Below are 17,545 nucleotides of genomic sequence, written 5' to 3'. Positions count from 1 at the left end.
ACCGAGTGTCACCGGGCAGAAGGCTATCCGGTACATGACAATGAGTTTGATCGAATACCCACTAAAAAGTTCTAGGAGGAATACCCCATGAAGAAGTCATTTTTTGCAATCGCATTGCTCGCTACGGCAGCGGCCTGCAGCGCACCGGCAGAAGAAACGGTCGATGCGGGCGACAGCATGACCGCCGAAGCACCCGCGGAAGCAGCGCTTTTCGCCGATCTCGGCGGTGAGCCCGCTGGCCCGGTCTACACCCAAACGAAGGGTGATACTCTCGCCGTTCGCGGTTTCGACGTGGTCAGCTATTTCACCGATGACGGTGTTCCTGTCGAAGGCTCTGAAGACTACACCGTGCGTTATAACGGGTACGATTATCAGTTTGCGAGTGAAGGCAATGCGAACACGTTCATCGAAGACCCAGCCAAGTATGCGCCTGCTTATGGCGGTTACTGCGCATGGGCGATCGGTGCCAATGATGCACTCGCACCGGGTGATCCCAACGTCTACGAAATCGTCGATGGCACGCTCTATCTGAATTTCAGCGAAGATGTTCAGGGCCGGTGGCAGGCCGACATTCCGGGCTTTATTGCATCGGGTGACGAAAACTACCCGACGCACTCTCCGGACGAGCATTTCCAAGACTGATCAATCAACCCAGCCCCGACTGGGTCGCATGTAAAACCCCCGTTAGCGTCCCTACCGCTAGCGGGGGTTTTCGCTTGTCACACTGATTGTGGATTGAAACCTCGGCTTCATCCGCAGCGCACATCCCGAATGATATCCTGCGCGTCGAGCATGACATTAAGCCGCGCGCTGCTTGCATCGGGAGCGACGAAGGGTGCACCCGGCTCGAGGAAGCGGATTTCTTCCGATTGCGTCGCGATTCCGACAATTTCCGCACGAACCGTGATATCGGCGATCATACCAATGTAGGATCCGAGCAGATTTGCGCCGCACGTCGCCGATTCCGGATCGGTAGCAGTGCCGGGTGTGAAAGCGACCGGGGCATTTGTCTCGACGACTGTCTCGACGACCGGCGGTGCGACGCTGGGCGCTATTGCAGGAGGGCTGACCGGGGCGGCGGCCCCTTGACCGGAGCTGTTGATGCGCGCGGCGAAATCGTCGGCTGCCTCCGTTGAAACGGTCTCATCATCGGCACCGCTACACGCCGACAGAGCCAGCGACCCCGCAAGCAACGCAAGAATATGACGCATCTTCATCACCGATCCCGTCTTTTGGAAAATCGAGACCCTGTAAAGCGTCAGCGAGGTTTCGTTTTTATGACAGCAATCGTCTGTCGATGTCTGGCGATGGCACGTGCCTTGCCAGATTTTTAGTAACAGTCGATCCTGTCGATCAGGCCACCTTCACTGAGAAGCACATTCATCCTCACCGGGTTCAAATCGTCGGTTACCGGCGTCAAATACGGAATCCAGCGATATCCTCCCACCGCAAGCTGCGAAATCTCCCGCCGAAGATTATCTGTGCCGCGACGGCCGACAAAGTCCTGCGCGCGATCGGCACCGCATTGATCGGGAGTAATGCCAAGACAGTTGCTGCCCGGCGGGCGGCGGATGTCTGGGTTGATGCCCGGGCATGGAGGAAGATCGCCTCGCTGCCGTTCAGCCAGGGGCGGGCTCGGCGGAATGGGCGGAGGCGTATCCGCCGGAACCGATACGGACGGAGGCACGTCGGTGGACGGCCCGTCGTCTTCCACTTGCGCACAGGCCGATAGCGCCAAGGGAACACCCGCTAAAAGTCCGCAGTAACCAGTTGTTTTCATGGTCTGACATCTTATCCAAACCGCCTTAACGCTGCCTGAGCCTTTCGCCTGTCAGCTGGCCCACCCGCGTTACACCCATCAGCCGCATTCCGCGCTCTATCTCGTCTTTGAGAATTGTGAGCGCCCGCTCTACGCCCTCCTGACCCGCTGCTGCCAGTGCATAGAGGTAAAGCCGTCCGCCAGATGCCGCTGTCGCTCCGCTCGCGAGCGCTTTCAACACATGCGTTCCGCGGCGCACGCCTCCGTCACAGATGATCTCGATCTCTCCGCCAACCGCATCGACAATCTCGGGCAGTTGATCGAAGGGGGAACGGCTTCCGTCAAGCTGCCTGCCGCCGTGGTTGGAGATCATAATGGCATCGGCGCCGATCTCGACCGCGCGGCGTGCATCGTTTGCGCTCATCACCCCTTTCAGTACGAAAGTACCGCCCCATTGCTCTCGGATCGCGGCGGCTTTCGACCAATCCATCGAGGTGTCGAGCATGGTGTTGAAGTATTCGGCGATGCTGACCGCCTTGCTCGATCCCTCGGCCACATGCGTATCGAGGTTGGGCAGGCGGAATTTCTCGCGGAAGAGGTAATCGAGCGTCCAGCGAGGGCGTGTTGCGTAGCTCCACATGCTTGCGGGAGTGAAACGGGGCGGGGTCGTGAACCCTGATCGCAGGCATCTTTCGCGTTTTCCCGAAACGATCGTGTCAACCGTTAGCGCCAGCGCATCGAAGCCCGCCGCCTGGCACCGCTCGATCATGTGATCGTTGAGCCCGGTATCCTTATGCACGTACAGCTGGAACAGCTTCGGGCCGCTGGTGAGCGCGGCCACTTCTTCAATGGAGCGCGTCGCAAGACTAGAGATGCCGAACCACACGCCGAATTTGTCGGCTGCTTTGGCGACGGCGGTTTCGCCCTGCCAGTGAAACGCGCGCTGGACCGCCGTGGGCGAGAGCATCAGGGGAAGGGCGCTTTGCCGACCAAGGATCATGCAGGAGGTGTCGATGTCCTTCACACCCGCTAGTACATCGGGCACCAGGTCGACTTCCGCGTAGGCGGCGGTGTTGCGCGCCTTGGTAAGCTCGTCGTCCGCCGCCCCGTCGATATAATCGAACACAGGGAAGGGCAGCCGTGCTTTCGCAAGAGCGCGAAAATCGTCAATGTTGTGGCAATCGGAAAGGCGCATTCGGTCCCCGTTCAACAATGACCTGAGCCTTGGCGGATTGCAGGAAACGTGTCGAGAGCGGCGCTGCTGCAACAATAATCGCAGTTTCCGAAAAAAATTTTCACACTGTGTCACCAATTCCGGGAACTGGGCGAACTCCATGATGTGAGCGGCCACTTGGCGGCCTTCAGGAAATCCCAGCCAGACCCCCCTACTGGCGTCCCCCTGATGACCCCTCCCGAAGCCCATCCCAAGTGGTCGCCTCACAGAAGTTTATAGGAGAACCCCGATGAAGTTTCGTACCCTACTTATTGCAGCAGCCGCGATTACCGCGCCGCTCGCGCTGACCAGCGCACCCGTTCTAGCCGATGGCGGCATTTTCGTCGGCGTCAACCAGGGCAACGTTGCCGTGGGCGGCTTCGACACTGTCAGCTATTTCCAGGGCGACGGCGTTCCGGTTAAAGGCGACGCTCGCTACACGGTCGAGTACATGGATGCCGAATGGCATTTCTCGAGCCAGGCAAATGCCGACGCGTTCAAGGAAAACCCCGCAGCATATGCGCCTCAATATGGCGGTCACTGCGCTTGGGCCATGAGCCGCGGCTCGCTCGCACCGGGTGATCCGCAAGTTTACAAGCTGGTCGACGGCAAGCTCTACCTGAACGTCAACAAGCAGGTCCAGCAGATGTGGTTGAAGGACATTCCCGGTTTCATCGCAAAAGCGAACGCTGCATGGCCAACCATTCCTGAAGGAAAGCGCTTCGGCGACTGATCGAATTTACGAATTGGGCACCCCGGCATCACCCTGACCCCTCCGACCCTTTGCCGGGGTGTCCGATACTAACAACACGTCGAGAATACACCCAACACGAGACGAAAGTCTGAAAGGAAAATACTATGTCGAATTCAAAGAGCCTCGCCAAAATGCTGATGGTTGCCGGTGGCCTTGCGGTCGCCAGCATGGGAACGCCCGCACTTGCTGATGCACCTTGCGGCCCAAGCACCTCGAGCAGCTATTCGAAGCAGAAAGCCAATGCCTGCGCCGGTGCAGCGTGCGGAGCGAGCGCGTGTTCGGCGGCAGCATGCACAGCCAGCGCCTGCGGCGCGGCAGCATGTGGCGCGGCAGCTTGCGGCGCAGCAGCATGCGGCGCGGCGGCCTGCGGTGCGGCAGCTGATGCTTGCGCGGCAAGCGCTTGTGCAGCGAGCGCATGCTCGGCCAGTGCTTGCGAAGCTGGAGCTTGCGCACCGAAAGCCTGACGGTGCGCCACTTGAGGTGTGGCCGGGATATACTTCCTCCTAGGTGTTCCGGTCACACCTTTTTAGACTAAGCCGGACCATTTATCGGTCCATCCTATTAGGAGGAAATCGCGGCCCGCAGAGCGAAAGCTTTTGCGGGCCGTTCGCCATTTGCGCGCATGTTCAGCAATACGCTGGCGTGCTGCGATACCGCGCCTGAAGCCGTTTCAAATCGTATTGCTCCGCTGGCGCGTGAGCGGGGCAGGGCTCGTAACTCGGGTCCATCTTCAGGCAGCCTTCGCCGCAGATCAGGTTTGCAGTTTGCGACTGCCAATCGATTCTCCAGAATCTGCCGCCTGGAGTTGCGAGGTATCCGTCCATGCGGCTCGCGATGTCGCTTTGCAAATCCTGCAGGGACGGTGCCTCATCATCGTACTGGACACTGGCGCCGCCATGTGTGTGAAAGCTGGCGACGGGCGTCAGTCCGAAGCGGCCTTGAAAATTGTACTGACAGCTCGCGATATCGCCTTCGCTGACCGACATGGTCGACAATTGGCCACGCTCATCTTCGACGATGACGCCGCAAAACTCGCGCCCTTCGCTGAATGAGCGCCGCTGCAGGTCATTCAGCTGCTGGCGCGCATAGGTTTGCACGTCCGCACGCGCGGCGATGGTCTGGCGCGGCTCGTACACCGGCTCGCGATTGGCGACCCGCAAGACGATCAGCAACCAGACCGCCGCGCAGGCGAACAGGATCAGGGCATTGTTGCGAGTGATCGACATATCGCCCGCAAAGGTGGGGTCAGTTCTTTGATTTGTCGACCAGCTTGTTGGCGCTGATCCACGGCATCATGGCCCGCAGCTCCGCTCCGGTCTTTTCGATCGGGTGCGCCTCTGCCGTCTTGCGGCTCGCTTTAAGCTCAGGCTGACCTGCGCGATTGTCGAGCACGAAATCCTTCACGAACCGCCCAGATTGAATGTCAGCGAGAACGCGTTTCATCTCGGCCTTCGTCTCATCTGTGATGATGCGTGGGCCGGTCTTGATGTCGCCGTATTCCGCAGTGTTCGAGATGGAATAGCGCATGTTGGCGATGCCGCCTTCGTACAGCAGGTCGACGATCAGCTTGGTCTCATGGAGGCATTCAAAATAGGCCATTTCTGGCGCGTATCCCGCTTCGGTCAGGGTTTCGAACCCGGCCTGGATTAGGTGAGTGATACCGCCGCACAGCACGGCCTGCTCTCCGAACAGGTCGGTCTCGCATTCCTCGCGGAAATTTGTCTCAATGATTCCGGAGCGGCCGCCACCGACGCCGCTGGCATAAGCGAGCGCAACGTCATGTGCGCTGCCGCTGGAATCCTGGTGGATTGCGATCAGGCAAGGCACGCCGCCGCCGCGCTGGTATTCGCTGCGTACGGTGTGACCCGGCCCCTTGGGCGCGATCATGATGACGTCGATATCGTCTTGCGGCTCGATAAGGCCGAAGTGCACGTTCAGACCATGAGCGAAGGCAAGCGCGCTTCCCGGTTTCATGTGCCCGGCAAGATCGTTTTCCCAGATGCCTGCCTGATGCTCGTCCGGAGCGAGAACCATGAGGATATCGGCCCATTTAGCCGCCTCGGTGTTCGACATCACCTTGAACCCGGCGTCTTCCGCTTTCTTCGCAGTCTTCGAGCCTTCGCGAAGGGCAATGGCGACTTCCTGGACCCCGCTCTCGCGCAGGTTCTGCGCGTGGGCATGGCCCTGTGAACCGTAACCGAGAACGGCGATCTTCTTCGATTTGATCAGACCCAGATCGGCATCGGCGTCGTAATAGACTTTCATGTGTACTGTTCTCCTTAGGCGCCTGTCGCGCCGCGTATCATTCCCACGACCCCCGACCGGCCAACCTCGACAAGGCCGAGGTTGCGCATCAGGGCGATGAAACTGTCAATTTTGTCCGGCGCGCCGGTCAGCTCGAAAACGAAACTCTCGGTGGTCGTGTCGACCACGCTCGCGCGGAAGATATCGGCCACACGGAGGGCCTCGACCCGCTTGTCTCCGGTGCCCGCAACCTTGATGAGCGCCAGCTCGCGCTCGACATGCGGGCCTGCGGTGGTGAGGTCGCTGACGCCGTGGACCGGGACCAGACGTTCCAGCTGCGCTTCGATCTGGTCAATCACTTCGGGCGGTCCGTTGGTGACGACCGTGATCCGGCTGATCGCGTGATCGTCCGAGATGTCGGCCACGGTGAGGCTGTCGATGTTGTAACCGCGCGCTGTGAACAGGCCTGTGATCTTGGCGAGGATACCGGGTTCGTTGTCGACCGTCACGTTGAGTACGTGGCGCTCCGATGCGGCGCTTTTGATTTTCATGTTCGGTTTCCCCCTCAAGCGCGGCTTTAGACCAGTGCCTTCGCTTCGTCATCCATCGTGCCTTCGTGGGTGTCGCCGTAAAGCAGCATTTCGGTGTGTGCCGCGCCCGAAGGGATCATCGGCAGGCAGTTTGCGTCCTGCGCCACGCAGCAATCGACAATGACGGGGCCGTCATGCTCGATCATTGCCGTGATGCCTGCATCCAGTTCATCGTCACCCTGTATGCGGATGCCTTTCCAGCCATACGCCTCTCCCAAAGCCACGAAATCCGGAAGGCTGTCCGAATAGGAGTTCGAATAGCGGCTTTCATAGGTCAGTTCCTGCCACTGTCGGACCATGCCCATATATTCGTTGTTGAGGATGAACACCTTGATCGGCAGCCGGTACTGGCTCGCCGTGCCAAGCTCCTGAATGTTCATCTGGATCGACGCTTCACCGGCAATGTCGATCACCAACGCATCGGGAAAGCCAAGCTGCGCGCCGATCGCTGCGGGCATGCCATAACCCATCGTTCCGAGTCCGCCGCTGGTGAGCCACTTGTTCGGCTGGTCGAACCCGAAATATTGCGCCGCCCACATCTGGTGCTGACCAACTTCCGTGGTGATGATCGGGGAACGTTCGTGGGTGAGGGCGTATAGCCGTTCCACCGCCTTTTGCGGCATGATCGCCTTGGGATTCTTTTTCGACTTGTCCGGATAGGCCAGGCATTCGCGAGCGCGCCAACCAGCAATGCGGGCCTTCCATTCGCCGAGATCCTGCGCCCGTCTATCGCCCCAGGCTTCGATCATCTGACCGAGTACCGTGGCGCAATCGCCGACAATGCCGAGATCGACGCGTACGTTCTTGTTGATCGACGACCGGTCGATGTCGATGTGGATTTTCTTGCTGTCTGGCGAGAATGCATCGAGCCTGCCGGTCACCCGGTCATCGAAACGCGCGCCGATGCAGACCATCACATCGCAGCGGTTCATCGCCATGTTTGCCTCGAACGTGCCATGCATTCCCAGCATCCCGAGCCAGTCTGGATGGGTGTTGGGGAAACAACCGAGGCCCATCAGTGTGGACGTGACCGGTGCGCCGGTGATGTCCTGAAATTCGCGCAGGAGCCTGGATGCTTCAGGACCGGAGTTGATCACGCCACCACCGGTATAGAACACGGGGCGCTCGGCCTTTTCGAGCATCTCGATCGCTTCGATGATGTGCTCCGGAGAGGCCGCCATCTGCGGCGCATAGCGGTGAGACGCGGTCAGCTTGGAGGCGCGGCTCATCGAAGGGACAGCGATTTGCACATCTTTGGGAATGTCGACGACGACCGGGCCGGGGCGACCCGTCGTTGCAATGCGGAACGCCTCCTCAATTGTCGCGGCGAGGTCGGCTGGGTCTTTGACGAGGTAATTGTGCTTCGTGCAATGACGCGTAATGCCGACAGTGTCGGCTTCCTGGAAAGCGTCGGTCCCGATCAGCGCGGTGGGGACCTGCCCGGTGATGACGACCATAGGTATGGAATCCATGAAGGCGTCGGCGATGCCGGTCACCGCATTGGTCGCGCCTGGGCCTGACGTGACGAGCACAACGCCCGGTTTGCCGGTCGCGCGGGCATAGCCTTCCGCCGCATGAGCCGCGCCCGCTTCGTGACGGACGAGGATGTGCCGCAGGCGCTCATGCCCGAAAAGCTCGTCGTAAATCGGTAGCACCGCACCGCCTGGATAACCGAAGACGAATTCGACGCCCTGATCGACCAGGCTTTGGGTCAGGATGGCGGCACCAGTCTGTTTGTCCGGCTTTGGCTGATCCGACACGGGGCTTCTCTCACTTCGTTGTCATTGGCGGGCCGGAGCGGCCCGGTGATTGAATGGCGCTTCTATCAAAAGATGAGGCCCGGCGCAGGGGGGATGCGTCGGGCCGGAGTTCGCACCGCTATTCGTTATATTCTAACGTGTCAACGGTTATTCACGTAATATTGATGCAAAGACATCCTTGATATCGATATTTTCGGACTCGATATTTGCCCAATCGTCTGGCGTCTGCCGCCTGAACCAGGTGAACTGCCGCTTCGCATAGTTTCGAGTGGCCTGCGCACCGCGCGCTATCAGCGTGTCGCGGTCGATCTCGTCGGCCAGAAACGCTGCAATCTCGGGCACTCCGATAGCGCGCATTACGGGCATTTCAGGCGAGAGGTCGCGCTTCAGCAATGCTTCGACCTCAGCGATCGCGCCCTCTTTCAACATGGCTTCGAACCGCTGTTCGCAGCGGTCGTAGACCCACTGACGTTCTGGCAGGACGACCGCAGCGTGGAGATCGACATAGTCACCGATCCCGCCCGTCTTGGCGAGCTGCCAGTCGCCCAGCGTCACCCCGGTAGATCGTTTTACCTCGAGCGCGCGGGCGATCCGCTGGCTGTCGCCCGGTTCAAGCTCGGCCGCGCGCTGCGGATCTTCGATCATTAATGCGGAATAGGCACTCTGCGTATCGAGCGAGCGCGCCACTTCGCGGATTTCCGGGTCGATGGCTGGGATTGGCGCGATCCCTTCAAGCAGCACTCTCATATACATCCCGGTGCCGCCGACCAGCACCGGCAGTGTACCGGCCTTGTGCGCTTCGGCGATGACGTCTTTTGCTCTGCGCGCCCACTCGGCAGCCGAACAGCTTTCAGCTCCATCCCATTCGCCGTAGAGTCGGTGCGGATGCTTTTTCCGATCCTTTTCGCTCGGCCCGGCGGAAAGGATCGGGATGTCCTTGTAGACCTGCATGCTGTCGGCGTTGATGATCCAGGTGTCGAGTTTTACCTGGGCGCGGGCCTCCGCGAGCTCGAGCGCGATTGCGCTCTTGCCGCTGGCGGTCGGCCCTGCGATGAGCGCGAGCCGATCCTGTGATGACGATTTCGGAGTTTTCTTTGTGCTCATTGCCCGCCTGATAGCAGACATGGCTGATCTTGAAACACGGCTTGATGCAGCTGCCGATGCTTTCGCGAACGAAGGTATACCGCTCGCATCGGCAGTGATGCTCGATTTTTGTGGCGAGGTTCTGCAACTGAGCTTCGCTGAGGCCGATCCGGTGCTCGTGCTGGCGGGTCTCGACAAGTTCTTCGCGCCGGCCGATGCGTTGGTGAGCGCAGGGGAGATTGCGGTTCCGCATCTCTTCGTCTCAGACATGGATTCAACCATGATAGGGCAGGAGTGCATTGATGAGCTTGCCGACTATGCCGGACTCAAACCAGAGATTGCCGCCATTACAGAACGCGCGATGCAGGGCGAGCTCGATTTCGAGACCGCGCTGCGGGAGAGGGTCGCTTTGCTTGAGGGGCTTGAAGAAGCGGCGATCCAGCTGTGCCTCGATCAGAGGATAAGCGCCTCTCCCGGAGCTAAGACGCTTACCGCCACGCTCGCCGCACACGGCGCGCGATGCGTTCTGGTGACAGGCGGTTTCCATCATTTTGCGGATCCCGTGGCGGAACGCCTCGGTTTCCACCGCGTGGTGGGCAATCGCCTCGACGTTACAGACGGCAAGCTGACCGGAAAGCTTGCAGGAGACATATCCGATTCGAGCACGAAGAAATCGGTGTTGACCGAAGAAACTGCCGCGTTGGGGCAGGGCGCGCTCAGCCTTGCGACAGGCGATGGGGCCAACGACATTCCTATGATCGCGGCTGCAAATTACGGGTTCGCCTACCGCGCTAAGCCGAAAGCTCGCGCCGCATCAAATGGCCGCATCGATCGCGGTGACCTCACGGCCGTTCTTTCGCTGCTTGGCATTCCGACAAAAGACTGGGTGAAGGGCTGAAGCCGCGGGCAAGAAAAAACAGTTTTGAACGGGAACCGAAATCTGTTATTAACATTGATGTAAGTAAGAGCTGCTAGACAGCCCTGGAAACACATCAAAGAGGCCAAAAGAAAATGTCCGCCCCCGATTTCTCTTCTCAGTTCGCCGCCGATGGCACTGTCCTGCGTCATCCCGAGCGCCCGCAGCCGCGCTATTCTCTACCGCGCGCGGTCAAGAATTTCCGCCTGTTGATGAAAGACAAGGAAGACACCAGCCTCGTCTTCAAGATTTACGAATCGCTTCCTTCGCGCAATTTCATGCCGCGCGTCCGCGACCTCGCTCTGTCCGAGCGCGGCGAGCGCTTGCGCCGTACCGAGCCGAGCCTGCCCGAAATCCTTGATGACCATGCCGCGCTTCGCAAGACTCCAAAGGGCAGCCTCGCGCATGCTTATTGCGACTTCATGGAAACCGAAGGCCTTTCCGCCGCGGGTCTCGTCGCCGAGGCCGACAAGCTTGGACGGCCCAAATATCCCGATCTCGTGCAATGGTTTGCCGATCGTTCGCGCGACACGCATGACTTGTTCCATGTGCTCACCGGCTATGGCCGCGATGCGCTGGGCGAGCAGTGCGTCTTGCTGTTCACGCACGGGCAGTCACCCACGCAGGGCCACCTGCTTATCGGTTTTGCAGGCGCGGCTAATATCAAAATGCAGGTCAAAGGCAGTCAGGCACCGGTCATGGGGGCTGTCATGCAAGCCAAGACAACCGGCAAAGGCGCGTCGCGTCTCATCGAACAACCGATCCGGGAGCTGCTCAAGCTGCAGATCGACGAAGTGCGCCAGGCGCTCAACATTCCCGAGCCGACAAAGTATCGTGACTGTCACCGGATCTGGAAGGAAGAGGGTATCGATCCCTACAACCTGCTCGGCAGCGAGAATAGTCCGAGCGACGAGCTGGTGTCCGCCTGAGCCGCTGAAATTCAGGTCAAAAAAGGCCGCTAGAGCCAGCTTGCAATCTGGCTCAGCGACTTTTTCTTTAGCGCGTGAGCAGGGACTGTCGCGTCTTTGGCCGGATGACCGACCACCACGATCATCAGCGGCTTTTCCCATTCTGGCCGCTGACATGCTTCGCGCAGGAAGCCCATAGGCGAAGGCGTATGCGTGAGCGTCGCCAGCCCCGCTTCGTGCAGCGTCGTGATAAGCATGCCGCAGGCGATCCCGACACTTTCATTGACGTAATAGTTCTGCGTCTGGCCATCTTCTTCGATCCCACCCTTGCGCTGCGCAAAGACGACGATCAGATACGGCGCGGTTTCCAGGAACGGCTTATCCTCGTCGGTCCCCAGATCCTTTAGCGCACCGAGCCATTCCTCGCTCGCCTTTGGGTTTTCTCCATCGGTCCCGTAAAATCGGCGCTCTTCCGCCTCCGCCGCTTCGCGGATCGCACGTTTCTTCTCCGGTGAGGAGATGACCGCGAAATGCCACGGCTGGTGGTTCGCGCCATTGGGAGCCGTGCCCGCCGCCTCAATCGCGGCTTCGATGACTTCGCGCGGGACCGGAGCGTCCGAAAAGTATCGGCAGGTTCGCCTCACTTTCAACCGGTCGCGCATGGCCCGTGCACGGGCGACGCTCTCCTCTGAGGGAAGGGCGGCAAGCGAATAGGGTATGGTTTCATGGTCACGCATAGAATTGCTTTGCCGATTACGGACCCCGATTGAAAGTATGACGTAGCGTAATGGCGACTCGACAATTTACTGACACAGATGTAGGTTGCATTACCAGAACCTAAATTGAATCGTGCTGGAGAATGTCTGATGGCGCTTATCGATTTACCACTTGCTGCCTCTGACCGTGAGATTTCCGGATTCCAGCCGCTTAAGGTGCTGCGGCATTTCGGCAAGCTGGTCGAGGACAAGGAAGACACCGAACAGGTGTTCCACATCATCGAGGCGACGAAGGGCAAGAAGAGCGTTCGACAGGGCTGGGATTTCATCAAGTCGCCCGAAGGACAGCGGTTTTTGCGGGAGAAGGTCGATATTCCGGCCATGCTCGATGATCACGCGCGTTGGGCAGAGCTGCCTGAAAACAGCGTGGGCAAGCATTACATGGCGTTCATGAAGCGCGAAGGGCTGACCGCTGCGGGTCTTGTCTCCGAAAGCCACAAATGGGCGCCGCCAGAACAATTGCCGCAGGATCTGACGCAGTGGTATTTCGACCGGCTGCGCGACACACACGATCTGTTCCACGTGCTGACGGGCTATGGCCGCGACGCGCTGGGCGAGGCGAGTCTGCTCGGCTTTTCCTATTCGCAGAACCACAACAAGGGCGTGCTCTTCATCGCCTATGCAGGGGCGCGCCAGATTAAGAAGGTCAGTGGCACCAAGGCACCGCTCTTTTCCGCCGTCCGCGAAGGACAGCGGCTCGGCAAAGCCGCGGCCAAGCTGGCGCATATGGATGTCGAGGCCGTGATGCGCGAGGACATTGGCGCGGCGCGTGCCCGGCTGAATATCGGTAAGCCGGAAATCTACCGAGAATGCCTTGAAATCCTCGAAAGCGAAGGCAACCGGCGCGAGGACCTCGCGCTAAGCGGAAAAGCTGCTGCCTGAAGATCAGGCCGGCTGCATTCGGCGAAGATTCCAGCGCAGTCCGGCGAGCGCGACAAACAGGATCACGACTGAGAGTAGGAATGGCGCACCAGGGAAGAACAACCCCTGATCGTCGGCAAATGCTCCGAACAAGCCGGTCATGACGATCGGTCCGACGATGCTCGTCAGGCTGACCATCGAGGCGATGGCACCCTGCAATTCTCCCTGAGCATCGTCCGAGATCCGCTCGGTCATCAATTGCTGCATGGCCGGGAAGGTGAGCCCCGCAAAGCTGCCGAGCACAATCCCGATAATCATAGCCCAGCTGCCCGGAGCGAAGGCGAAGAGGATATAGGCAGGGATCGCGAACAGGAACCCCAGCATGCACGTCGCCTTTGCCCCGAACCTGGCGATGGAGACCCCTGTCAGTGCACCCTGCACGATGGCAAGCAACAAGCCGTATAGTGCCACGCTCAGGCCGATCTCGATCTCGTCCCAGCCGAAGGCAAGGACATTGTAATAGGCCCAGACCGAGAATGTCGATTGCGAGGCCAGTTGCATCAGAAAGATGATGCAGAGGAAGGCGAGCACAACCGGTGTCTTGGCCATCTGCACGATCGTGCCGAATGGATTGGCGCGCGCCACAGCAAACTGCCTGCGCTTGTTTGCGGGTAGCGTCTCCCTGAGAACAAGATAGCCAAGCGCTACCCCGATCATGCAAAGCACCGCCGCCGCGACGAAAGGCAAACGATCACCGTAGCTGCCCAGAACTCCTCCTACGGCGGGGCCGATAACAAAGCCGCTCGCACCCGCACCACCGAGAATGCCGAAATATTTGCCTCGTTCCTCCGGTGTCGCAACATCGGCCACACAGCTATTGGCCGCGGCCCAGCTGGCACCCATCGCGCCTGACAGGATGCGGCCGGCAAACAGCCACCACAGGTCTGGTGCCAGGGCCATGATGATGTAGTCGATACCGAGCAGGAAAAGTGTAACCAGCAACACCGGCCGGCGCCCATAGCGGTCTGACAGTCCGCCGATAATAGGGGCAAAGAGGAATTGCATGACGGCGTAGGCGAAAATCAGCCATCCGCCGATCTCGGCTGTCCGGTCGATCGATTCCCCGGTCAGGTTTTTAAGCAATGCGGGCATGACCGGAATAATCAGCCCGACGCCCGCCATGTCGACGAATACGATGAACGCGACGAAGCCGAGCGTTGCCTTCGTGGCGCCTGTTTCTGCGCCCATCTCCGGTGATGCCGTGGTCATCGATCAGCCTTGGGGATTACGAACTTCAGGCCCGACCAGGTTTCATCAACGGCGCATTTCTTGGTATCGACGAACCCCGCATCGAGCCCGGCCTTGCGCACGTCATGCTCGTCGATCTCGGTCTCGACACCAGAGGCCTTCTTCGGCCAGCTCACCCATACTTGGCCATTCTTGTCCGTTCTCCCGCGTAAATCGTTGATCTTGCTGATCAGGCTGGCTCCGGCAGTGACGAAGATGTGGGCAGCTTCGAAGCCGTCATCGGGGCTTTTCTGTTCGCTCAGGCGTACGCCGTATTCCTCTATCTCGGCACGGATCGACGCCGGCATATCGTCGAACCAGACGCGCATGCCGTCCTTCAGGGTGAGTTTCTTCGCCAGTGGTGTGCCTGAGTAGCCTGCCGTCATGCGGGCAGGTTCTGCATCAAGCAGTCGCCGTAGTCTACGCCGAGATGCAGCAACGCGCCGATGCCCAACGCGCGCGCCCACCTATGCGGAACCATGAGCAAGGCGGCGTAGACGATGGTGGCTTCCCAACCGTGGAGGAGATGAAAGCCGATGCTACACCGGCCGGGATCGAAGATCGGATCGGCGAGCAAGTGGTCGAGGTCGATCAGGTTGGCGCTCGCAATTATCGCCCCGGCGCGCAGCCAGCTGTCGCGCCAGATCAGCCATCCGATCGCGAAGGGAACGAGCCAGTGCCCGCTATAATGGAGCAAGGGTTGGATGATACTTGCGCTTTCGGTCAATCGGCATCTTTCAATGCGACCGGCATCCAGTTAGCAGCGCGCCGTGCGAGCCTGTCACCCGTGTCTTCGCCATCGAAATCGACACTCACGGCGCGTTGCGACCAGTCGTGATTCGCCTCTAGGCAATTGAGATTGAAAACACCTAGGGCTTCCCCATCGCTTTCACAGACCGCCGCGACCACCACACCGCAATTCGGGCAGATTAGGAAGTCTGCGGTTTGCGTTCCGAACCGGTAGCGATTGGGCGTGATCGAGTGGATGATGGTTAGATGTCCCGACCGGTCCGAGAACCAGTTTGGTCGATGCTTCAGGCAAAAATCGCACCCGCATGCTCTTGGAGCGATCTCGTGCGCAGCGAGGTCGGTCGACAGTGCCACCCCGATTGCGCCGCAATGGCACGCGCCGGAGTGCTTAAATCTCACCCCTCCATCCAGGCATGGAAGAAACTCTCGTGCGCCTCGCGCAGATCATCGAGCGAGACGCCCAGCAAGCTGTCGCCGCCGACCGTCCCGATACGGTGGAAACCGACCATTTCAGCCTCGGGTATTTCGGGCCCTTCGGCCACGATGCGATTGAAGGCTTCGGCGTTTTCCGGAGAGACGGTAAGCACGTAGCGCGCCTGGTCTTCGCCGAACCACCATTGTGCGGCGGAGTAGGCGTTGTTTGCGGTGACCTCTGCGCCGATGCCTCCGGCCATCGCCATTTCAGCGAGCGCCACGGCGAGGCCGCCATCCGACAGATCATGGACAGCGCTGAGTAATGCTTCGCCGATCAGCTTGCGCACGATCTGGCCCGCGCCGAATTCGAGAGCGAGATTTACGGGAGGCGCACGGCCTTCATCGCGGCCCTTGACGACATCCAGCCACAGCGATTTGCCCAGATGCGAGCGGGTCGGGTCAGGCTTGGCCCAGAATTCCGGTGCGAGCAGATAGATCGCGTCGCCTTCGTTCTTGAAAGCTGGCGTGACCATTTTCGAGGCATCGTCGAGTATTCCGACACCGCCTATCGCCGGAGTTGGCAGAATTGCCGACCCGCCGCCTGTGGCTTTGCTTTCGTTGTAGAGCGAGACATTTCCCGAAATGATCGGGAAATCGAGCGCGCGGCAGGCATCGCCCATGCCTTCCAGCGCATGGACGAACTGCGCCATGATTTCGGGTCGCTGAGGATTGGCAAAGTTTAGGCAATTGGTGACGGCGAGCGGGCGCGCGCCTACCGCGCACAAATTGCGATACGCCTCAGCAATCGCCTGCTTCCCGCCTTCATAGGGATCGGCATGGACATAACGCGGGGTGCAATCGGTGCTGATCGCGAGCGCCTTTTCGGTATCATGCACGCGCACCACCGCTGCATCGCCTCCGGTCTGCAGCGTGTCGCCCATAACCTGTGAATCGTATTGCTCCGCAATCCAGCGCCGCGATCCGAGGCTGGGGCTGGCAAGCATCTTGAGCAGGTCGGCGCCCGGATTGTCGGTGTCGGGCACATCCTTCATCGGCCTAATACCGGCCCACTCCGCATACTTCTCTTTCGAGAGGTAAGGACGATCATATTCCGGCGCATCGGCGGCAAGCGGGCCGAGCGGGATGTCGCACACGACTTCGCCCTGCCATTCCAGAACCATGTGTTGCGTATCGGTGACTTCGCCGATCACCGCGAAATCGAGCTCCCATTTCTCGAAGATCGCCGCAGCCATCTCTTCCTTGCCGGGTTTTAGGACCATGAGCATCCGCTCCTGGCTTTCGGAAAGCATCATTTCGTAAGGCGTCATGCCCTCTTCGCGGCACGGCACCTTGTCCATGTCGAGCCGGATGCCCGCCTTGCCATTGGTTGCCATTTCGACGCTTGAAGAGGTGAGCCCCGCCGCACCCATGTCCTGAATGGCCACGATTGCGTCGGTCGCCATCAGCTCAAGACACGCCTCGATCAGCAGCTTCTCGGTGAACGGGTCGCCGACCTGCACGGTTGGGCGCTTGGCCTCGGCGTCCTCCTCGAAGTCCGCGCTCGCCATGGTCGCGCCGTGAATGCCGTCGCGTCCGGTCTTCGACCCGACATAGACGATCGGATTGCCGACGCCTGTGGCTGCGGAATAGAAGATCTTGTCCGCATCCGCGACGCCGACTGTCATCGCGTTGACAAGGATGTTGCCGTCATAGGCTGGGTGGAAATTGGTCTCGCCTCCCACGGTCGGGACGCCGACGCAATTGCCGTAGCCACCGATCCCTGTGACCACGCCTTGGACGAGATGCTTCATCTTCGGATGATCGGGACGGCCAAAGCGCAGCGCATTCATGTTCGCCACGGGCCGCGCGCCCATGGTGAAGACATCACGCAGAATACCGCCCACTCCGGTCGCCGCGCCTTGGTAGGGCTCGATATACGAGGGGTGGTTATGACTCTCCATCTTGAAGATCGCCGCCTGTCCGTCCCCGATATCGATCACACCGGCATTTTCGCCGGGACCGCATATCACCCACGGCGCTTCGGTCGGGAGCTTCTTTAGATGCAGGCGGCTCGACTTGTAGGAGCAGTGCTCGGACCACATGACAGAGAATATCCCGAGCTCGACCAAATTCGGTTCACGGCCAAGCCCTGCGAGGACGCGCTCGTATTCTTCGGGAGAGAGGCCATGCTGCTCGATGATTTCAGGGGTAATTTCGCTCATGCGCGCCC

General features: G+C 59.9%; 20 protein-coding genes. 5 read left to right on the top strand and 15 right to left on the bottom strand.

Annotated elements, in window-relative coordinates; translation table 11 throughout:
- Positions 1 to 87: 87 nt before the first annotated feature.
- Positions 88 to 642 (top strand): YHS domain-containing (seleno)protein, encoded by a 555-nt coding sequence (locus KCG45_RS13480; protein WP_218317829.1) that lies wholly within the window; start codon positions 88 to 90, stop codon positions 640 to 642.
- Between the two features lie 107 nt (positions 643 to 749).
- Here the strand turns inward: KCG45_RS13480 and KCG45_RS13475 are convergent, their stop codons facing one another.
- The 3 genes from KCG45_RS13475 to KCG45_RS13465 form a co-directional block, all read right to left on the bottom strand.
- On the bottom strand, positions 750 to 1,211 hold the full coding sequence (locus KCG45_RS13475) for a hypothetical protein (RefSeq protein ID WP_218317828.1): 462 nt from the start codon (positions 1,209 to 1,211) through the stop codon (positions 750 to 752).
- A 119-nt stretch (positions 1,212 to 1,330) separates the two neighbouring features.
- Positions 1,331 to 1,780, bottom strand: a complete 450-nt coding sequence (locus KCG45_RS13470; protein ID WP_218317827.1) for a hypothetical protein — start codon at positions 1,778 to 1,780, stop codon at positions 1,331 to 1,333.
- Between the two features lie 25 nt (positions 1,781 to 1,805).
- Positions 1,806 to 2,954 (bottom strand): alpha-hydroxy acid oxidase, encoded by a 1,149-nt coding sequence (locus KCG45_RS13465; RefSeq protein ID WP_218317826.1) that lies wholly within the window; start codon positions 2,952 to 2,954, stop codon positions 1,806 to 1,808.
- A gap of 268 nt (positions 2,955 to 3,222) precedes the next feature.
- Between KCG45_RS13465 and KCG45_RS13460 the strand changes: the two genes are divergently transcribed.
- Positions 3,223 to 3,705, top strand: coding sequence for a YHS domain-containing (seleno)protein (locus KCG45_RS13460; RefSeq protein WP_218317825.1), 483 nt, complete (start codon positions 3,223 to 3,225; stop codon positions 3,703 to 3,705).
- A 241-nt stretch (positions 3,706 to 3,946) separates the two neighbouring features.
- Here KCG45_RS13460 and KCG45_RS13455 read toward each other — a convergent pair whose 3' ends face one another.
- From KCG45_RS13455 to miaA, 6 genes are all read right to left on the bottom strand, one after another.
- Positions 3,947 to 4,201 (bottom strand): hypothetical protein, encoded by a 255-nt coding sequence (locus KCG45_RS13455; protein WP_218317824.1) that lies wholly within the window; start codon positions 4,199 to 4,201, stop codon positions 3,947 to 3,949.
- Between the two features lie 151 nt (positions 4,202 to 4,352).
- Positions 4,353 to 4,952 carry a DUF4329 domain-containing protein gene (locus KCG45_RS13450; protein WP_218317823.1) on the bottom strand — a complete coding sequence of 200 codons (600 nt, stop codon included), beginning with the start codon at positions 4,950 to 4,952 and terminating at the stop codon, positions 4,353 to 4,355.
- Positions 4,953 to 4,971: 19 nt separating this feature from the next.
- Positions 4,972 to 5,991 (bottom strand): ketol-acid reductoisomerase, encoded by a 1,020-nt coding sequence (gene ilvC / locus KCG45_RS13445; protein ID WP_218317822.1) that lies wholly within the window; start codon positions 5,989 to 5,991, stop codon positions 4,972 to 4,974.
- 14 nt (positions 5,992 to 6,005) lie between these two features.
- Complete coding sequence (ilvN, locus tag KCG45_RS13440) at positions 6,006 to 6,521, bottom strand: acetolactate synthase small subunit (protein ID WP_190787456.1); 516 nt, start codon at positions 6,519 to 6,521, stop codon at positions 6,006 to 6,008.
- A 26-nt stretch (positions 6,522 to 6,547) separates the two neighbouring features.
- Positions 6,548 to 8,320, bottom strand: a complete 1,773-nt coding sequence (gene ilvB / locus KCG45_RS13435; protein ID WP_218317821.1) for a biosynthetic-type acetolactate synthase large subunit — start codon at positions 8,318 to 8,320, stop codon at positions 6,548 to 6,550.
- 147 nt (positions 8,321 to 8,467) lie between these two features.
- On the bottom strand, positions 8,468 to 9,424 hold the full coding sequence (miaA, locus tag KCG45_RS13430; protein WP_218317820.1) for a tRNA (adenosine(37)-N6)-dimethylallyltransferase MiaA: 957 nt from the start codon (positions 9,422 to 9,424) through the stop codon (positions 8,468 to 8,470).
- 19 nt (positions 9,425 to 9,443) lie between these two features.
- On the opposite strand from miaA, the gene serB reads away from it, so the two are divergent.
- Together serB and KCG45_RS13420 are read left to right on the top strand one after the other, a co-directional pair.
- On the top strand, positions 9,444 to 10,301 hold the full coding sequence (gene serB / locus KCG45_RS13425; RefSeq protein ID WP_218317819.1) for a phosphoserine phosphatase SerB: 858 nt from the start codon (positions 9,444 to 9,446) through the stop codon (positions 10,299 to 10,301).
- Positions 10,302 to 10,414: 113 nt separating this feature from the next.
- Positions 10,415 to 11,248: a Coq4 family protein gene (locus tag KCG45_RS13420; protein WP_218317818.1), complete on the top strand. Its 834-nt coding sequence runs from the start codon at positions 10,415 to 10,417 to the stop codon at positions 11,246 to 11,248.
- Positions 11,249 to 11,277: 29 nt separating this feature from the next.
- On the opposite strand, the gene KCG45_RS13415 is transcribed toward KCG45_RS13420, so the two are convergent.
- Positions 11,278 to 11,964 carry a nitroreductase family protein gene (locus KCG45_RS13415; RefSeq protein WP_218317817.1) on the bottom strand — a complete coding sequence of 229 codons (687 nt, stop codon included), beginning with the start codon at positions 11,962 to 11,964 and terminating at the stop codon, positions 11,278 to 11,280.
- Between the two features lie 129 nt (positions 11,965 to 12,093).
- Here KCG45_RS13415 and KCG45_RS13410 point away from each other — a divergent pair, with 129 nt between their 5' ends.
- Positions 12,094 to 12,885: a Coq4 family protein gene (locus tag KCG45_RS13410; protein WP_218317816.1), complete on the top strand. Its 792-nt coding sequence runs from the start codon at positions 12,094 to 12,096 to the stop codon at positions 12,883 to 12,885.
- A gap of 3 nt (positions 12,886 to 12,888) precedes the next feature.
- Here the strand turns inward: KCG45_RS13410 and KCG45_RS13405 are convergent, their stop codons facing one another.
- From KCG45_RS13405 to purL, 5 genes are read right to left on the bottom strand one after another with little or no spacing between them, the layout of a single operon-like run.
- Positions 12,889 to 14,133, bottom strand: a complete 1,245-nt coding sequence (locus KCG45_RS13405) for a TCR/Tet family MFS transporter (protein WP_218317815.1) — start codon at positions 14,131 to 14,133, stop codon at positions 12,889 to 12,891.
- Positions 14,130 to 14,537 (bottom strand): DUF3052 family protein, encoded by a 408-nt coding sequence (locus KCG45_RS13400; RefSeq protein WP_218317814.1) that lies wholly within the window; start codon positions 14,535 to 14,537, stop codon positions 14,130 to 14,132. The genes KCG45_RS13405 and KCG45_RS13400 overlap by 4 nt, the downstream gene beginning before the upstream one ends.
- A complete protein-coding gene (locus KCG45_RS13395) occupies positions 14,534 to 14,878 on the bottom strand; it encodes a DUF6122 family protein (RefSeq protein WP_218317813.1) in 345 nt (114 codons plus the stop codon). Before KCG45_RS13395 ends, KCG45_RS13400 begins: the two co-directional genes overlap by 4 nt.
- On the bottom strand, positions 14,875 to 15,300 hold the full coding sequence (locus tag KCG45_RS13390; RefSeq protein WP_218317812.1) for a GFA family protein: 426 nt from the start codon (positions 15,298 to 15,300) through the stop codon (positions 14,875 to 14,877). Before KCG45_RS13390 ends, KCG45_RS13395 begins: the two co-directional genes overlap by 4 nt.
- Positions 15,297 to 17,537, bottom strand: coding sequence for a phosphoribosylformylglycinamidine synthase subunit PurL (gene purL, locus KCG45_RS13385; RefSeq protein WP_218317811.1), 2,241 nt, complete (start codon positions 17,535 to 17,537; stop codon positions 15,297 to 15,299). The genes KCG45_RS13390 and purL overlap by 4 nt, the downstream gene beginning before the upstream one ends.
- Positions 17,538 to 17,545 lie beyond the last annotated feature (8 nt).

Origin of the sequence: Erythrobacter ani (assembly GCF_019204025.1) — a bacterium.
GTDB classification, from domain to species: Bacteria; Pseudomonadota; Alphaproteobacteria; order Sphingomonadales; family Sphingomonadaceae; genus Erythrobacter; species Erythrobacter ani.
Note: the sequence above shows the minus strand (reverse complement) of the source record. Positions and strands in the feature narration are given on the sequence as shown.

Excerpts from the sequence above, each read along its gene's own strand:
- KCG45_RS13460 (WP_218317825.1), top strand. The coding sequence starts at position 3,223 with ATGAAGTTTCGTACCCTACTTATTGCAGCAGCCGCGATTACCGCGCCG.
- purL (WP_218317811.1), bottom strand. The coding sequence starts at position 17,537 with ATGAGCGAAATTACCCCTGAAATCATCGAGCAGCATGGCCTCTCTCCC.
- KCG45_RS13450 (WP_218317823.1), bottom strand. The coding sequence starts at position 4,952 with ATGTCGATCACTCGCAACAATGCCCTGATCCTGTTCGCCTGCGCGGCG.
- KCG45_RS13480 (WP_218317829.1), top strand. The coding sequence starts at position 88 with ATGAAGAAGTCATTTTTTGCAATCGCATTGCTCGCTACGGCAGCGGCC.
- KCG45_RS13400 (WP_218317814.1), bottom strand. The coding sequence starts at position 14,537 with ATGACGGCAGGCTACTCAGGCACACCACTGGCGAAGAAACTCACCCTG.
- KCG45_RS13405 (WP_218317815.1), bottom strand. The coding sequence starts at position 14,133 with ATGACCACGGCATCACCGGAGATGGGCGCAGAAACAGGCGCCACGAAG.
- KCG45_RS13415 (WP_218317817.1), bottom strand. The coding sequence starts at position 11,964 with ATGCGTGACCATGAAACCATACCCTATTCGCTTGCCGCCCTTCCCTCA.
- ilvC (WP_218317822.1), bottom strand. The coding sequence starts at position 5,991 with ATGAAAGTCTATTACGACGCCGATGCCGATCTGGGTCTGATCAAATCG.
- serB (WP_218317819.1), top strand. The coding sequence starts at position 9,444 with ATGGCTGATCTTGAAACACGGCTTGATGCAGCTGCCGATGCTTTCGCG.
- miaA (WP_218317820.1), bottom strand. The coding sequence starts at position 9,424 with ATGAGCACAAAGAAAACTCCGAAATCGTCATCACAGGATCGGCTCGCG.
- KCG45_RS13465 (WP_218317826.1), bottom strand. The coding sequence starts at position 2,954 with ATGCGCCTTTCCGATTGCCACAACATTGACGATTTTCGCGCTCTTGCG.
- ilvN (WP_190787456.1), bottom strand. The coding sequence starts at position 6,521 with ATGAAAATCAAAAGCGCCGCATCGGAGCGCCACGTACTCAACGTGACG.
- KCG45_RS13410 (WP_218317816.1), top strand. The coding sequence starts at position 12,094 with ATGGCGCTTATCGATTTACCACTTGCTGCCTCTGACCGTGAGATTTCC.
- KCG45_RS13420 (WP_218317818.1), top strand. The coding sequence starts at position 10,415 with ATGTCCGCCCCCGATTTCTCTTCTCAGTTCGCCGCCGATGGCACTGTC.
- KCG45_RS13470 (WP_218317827.1), bottom strand. The coding sequence starts at position 1,780 with ATGAAAACAACTGGTTACTGCGGACTTTTAGCGGGTGTTCCCTTGGCG.
- KCG45_RS13475 (WP_218317828.1), bottom strand. The coding sequence starts at position 1,211 with ATGCGTCATATTCTTGCGTTGCTTGCGGGGTCGCTGGCTCTGTCGGCG.